The organism is Flavobacterium pokkalii (genome assembly GCF_014596575.1).
Classification (GTDB): Bacteria; Bacteroidota; Bacteroidia; order Flavobacteriales; family Flavobacteriaceae; genus Flavobacterium; species Flavobacterium pokkalii.
Genome location: NZ_NASZ01000040.1, coordinates 1 through 3,365 on the forward strand (window position 1 = coordinate 1; position 3,365 = coordinate 3,365).

The window sequence follows — 3,365 nt, forward strand, 5'->3', positions numbered from 1 at the left end:
GTCAAAAAAATCGTCAGGACAATCAATTCCATCACATTCACAAGAATCATAGTCCTCACTTAAGGGGTGGCAATATCCATAAACCACAACTTCTTCTAATCCATAAGGATCCATAGCATACCCCAACTGTCCGCACAACATACATAAGAACGTAAGTACGAATATATAATAATTTTTGTAATAAAAAACTACAACTTTTTAAGGTTGTAGTTTCTTGATTTGTAATTCTTGCTCACTGTTGTTGGTGCGAAGTCAGAGACGTTCGCAACAACACTCTGCTTTTATCAACGTTTAGTTATTAAAGAACACTTCGATTAGCTGGGTATTTACAATTGATCTGGATGAACAACTAAATAATGATAAAGAAAAGTTAATGTTTCATCATCGATAGGACTTTCTATTCTATTATCATCAAGTACCGCGGGTAAACATGTATCAAATGTTCTAATTCCATTTTTATATAATCCGAAATAAGTTTTAAATAGTATGTGAGTTTTAAGTACATTATAGCCATATTCACTTACATATCTTTTTACATTTGGTTTTGGTGAGAAATTTGAAAATATTTTATCCAAAACAGGATTTGGATTAATTGTTTTAGATGTTTTAATTTCTACTTGTCCGCCAGCACCATCTATGTTAATAAGATAATATTCGTATGTATTGTTTATCTTACCTATAACAGTTGTAAATATAGGACCTGTTTCAAAAATCATATAATCTTTACCTGCTAAATTAGATATGTTGGTCAAAACAAGATTATTAATACGATTAGCTAATTCAATATCTTCGGTACTTTGAGCATAAAACACAGTTGTGGTCAAGCTCATCAATAGTATAATTATTTTTTTCATTTTATTCGTTTTTATCTAAATGTTGGTAAACTTGTATAATCTGTCATGGGGACTCCATTATTATCATCGTGATAACGACCATCGTTTTGTTTGTTTGGCTCCCCAATTAATCGCCACACTAAATTTTCAAAACGAATAGCATCGCCTGGATCGTGAACATTGCCAGGACTTTGTATAGAAAGTGGTCTTCCGTGTCCAAAAAATTCGTGTAATGCAATAGTTTGATTATAATTGGAATTATTAATATCAACCATCGAATAGGTACCTCCATTATATTTTATAGTAGCTCCTCCTCAGAACCTGCTTTACTAAAATATTCGGCATCGGTTCTTTAGCTACTAACCTATAAATACTTCAGCTTTTCTTGAATAGGAGGCTTTATAAAATAAAATACCAATTTTATTTTAGGTCTTCAAGAAAAATAGGCTGTTAGCATTTACTCTAACAGCTTATTGTCACTAGTTGTACTTACTGTTTAATCATTAGATATTCTCCTAATTGAATGGTAGGTGGTGCTGGGGTAGGTTCATTATCCTTTACAACACGAATGTCTCCAGTGCTAAAAATGTGTACTTTAATAGCAGGTACACCGTTTAAAGTGGTTTTTCTAATATCTAGTCCAGCTTTTGTATGAGATATTTTATCAATAAAACTAAGTCTTAAACGCTTTTCTGTAGGAGCGCAATCTGGACAACCCCATTTCGTACCTGTAAGTATAAAGTTACCAGTTATAACATGATTTGTAGATTCATTATTATAATTTACATTAATATTTGCAAGTGTATTATTTATTTCTACCCCTTCTTTAATAAACTGATATTCTCCAATAACAAGGTCTTCATAATAGTAACCAGTATAGGATAATAATTTTTTCTTTAGGATGATTGTCAAAGAGGTATTACCATTGGTATAAACATAAGTTCCATCATAGCCATCTAAATTTCCATTTATATCTTTATAATAAGAATCTTTAGGGTGTGTCGGTGGAAAATTAGGTGTTCCAATGTTAAAAACAGGGGTTTGTGCTTTACAAGCTACTGATATAACAATTAGTAGAGTTGAATAAATATATTTTTTCATGATTTTATTTTTTAGTTACAAGGATTGGGTTTTACCTCATTATTTTCTAGAGTAAGCTTACTAAAACTATTTAAAGAATTATCGGCTTTGTATATAGAAACTCCAGCAGAAGGAAATTGTTCTAAAAAACTTTTTTCTATTTGCCCAGAACTGTTATCAAATGTTTCATTTTGATTTTTATGGATTGCTTTAATTCTATCTTCGTCAGCCAAGTTTGCATATCCAGGATTATCCCAAATATCATTTACAGCAGTTCTTAGATCGTCGATGTTGTCAATTTTTAGCATATACACATTTACGTTTCCATCAGGGTCTTTAGCTACTAAACCTATAAATACTTCAGCTTTTCTTGAATCAGAAGCATCGTCATAAATATCAATTAAGGTTTTAAGGTCTTGAAAAGAAAACATAGGAACCCCAGTTGAAGGATGTGAGTGAAATACTCCAACATGATACGAACCTGTATTTACTTTTATTTCAAATTCTGAACCTAGAGGACTAGGAATAAATTCGTATCGATATGTATCGTCAGCATTTAGTCTTTTGGTGATTTCGAATCCTTTTTCCTGTATGTTTACACTAGCATTTACTGAATCTTTTAATAAATTTATATTTGATTTTAAGTTGTTTGTGGAGTTGTCTGAAGAGAAATTTAATAATTTTTTAATGTCGTCACAAGGATCTTTCGGCACCTCCTCACAAGAACATATTTTTTGTTCCCCTTTTGTGCTAACTATTTTACTGGTTGTCAATTTTGTGGTTGTACAGGTTTGCGTACAATCATTTGGAGGAGTATTAGGGTTTTCTTCCTGTGTTTGACCAGTATCGTCATCAGGAATATTATCAAAAACACCAGTATTTTCATAATAATCAGTCTCTGTATTTATAGGAAACTCTGAAGGTGTTGTTGAAGTTTGACCAGAACACACTTTATCTTTAAAGCCTCCAAGGTAACCACCATTAAATTTGGTTGATATACCCGTCCATGTATAACTTAATGATTTGATTTCAAAATAATTTCCATGTTGCATGATTTCTATATTGTTTACTAAATTGGCAGTAGTAGTACCCATTTTAGTATAAAGATTTTTAGGTACATCTTTTATATCTGAAAAATAAAATGGACCATTAAAGGTAATCAAATCTCCTATTTGATAATTTATAGTGTTACTAGGCACATAAGTACTCTTTTTTCTTTCTTTACAATCATCATCAATTATTTTTATACAAGAACAGTCAGCCATTTGTATATATCCTAAATCACAGATATTGGGGCATGAATTTTCTTCTTCGGGATTTTCATCTTCAGGCGGTGTTTCTTCCTCTTCTTCACATTCATCAATACCTGTATTACCTCCTATACAACCGCAATAGGATTCGTAGGCATAGCCTCCTGGGTCGCCATTGCAATCTGATTCTTCTTCGCAATAA

4 protein-coding genes are annotated in these 3,365 nt (G+C 31.7%); all 4 read right to left on the bottom strand.

Features of this window, described 5'->3' with window-relative positions; all coding sequences use genetic code 11:
- Nucleotides 1–326: 326 nt before the first annotated feature.
- Nucleotides 327–854: a hypothetical protein gene (locus B6A10_RS16070; RefSeq protein WP_188221679.1), complete on the bottom strand. Its 528-nt coding sequence runs from the start codon at nucleotides 852–854 to the stop codon at nucleotides 327–329.
- A gap of 11 nt (nucleotides 855–865) precedes the next feature.
- The gene (locus tag B6A10_RS16075; RefSeq protein WP_188221680.1) at nucleotides 866–1,108 is read right to left on the bottom strand and encodes a hypothetical protein; all 243 of its coding nucleotides are present in this window, start codon (nucleotides 1,106–1,108) and stop codon (nucleotides 866–868) included.
- Between the two features lie 214 nt (nucleotides 1,109–1,322).
- Nucleotides 1,323–1,934, bottom strand: coding sequence for a DUF6705 family protein (locus tag B6A10_RS16080; RefSeq protein ID WP_188221681.1), 612 nt, complete (start codon nucleotides 1,932–1,934; stop codon nucleotides 1,323–1,325).
- Nucleotides 1,935–1,945: 11 nt separating this feature from the next.
- Nucleotides 1,946–3,365, bottom strand: a 1,420-nt coding sequence (locus B6A10_RS16085) for a hypothetical protein (RefSeq protein ID WP_188221682.1), incomplete at its 5' end; no start/stop codon positions are given.

Coding starts and splice junctions, on each gene's coding strand:
- B6A10_RS16080 (WP_188221681.1), bottom strand. CDS start 1,934: ATGAAAAAATATATTTATTCAACTCTACTAATTGTTATATCAGTAGCT.
- B6A10_RS16070 (WP_188221679.1), bottom strand. CDS start 854: ATGAAAAAAATAATTATACTATTGATGAGCTTGACCACAACTGTGTTT.
- B6A10_RS16075 (WP_188221680.1), bottom strand. CDS start 1,108: ATGGTTGATATTAATAATTCCAATTATAATCAAACTATTGCATTACAC.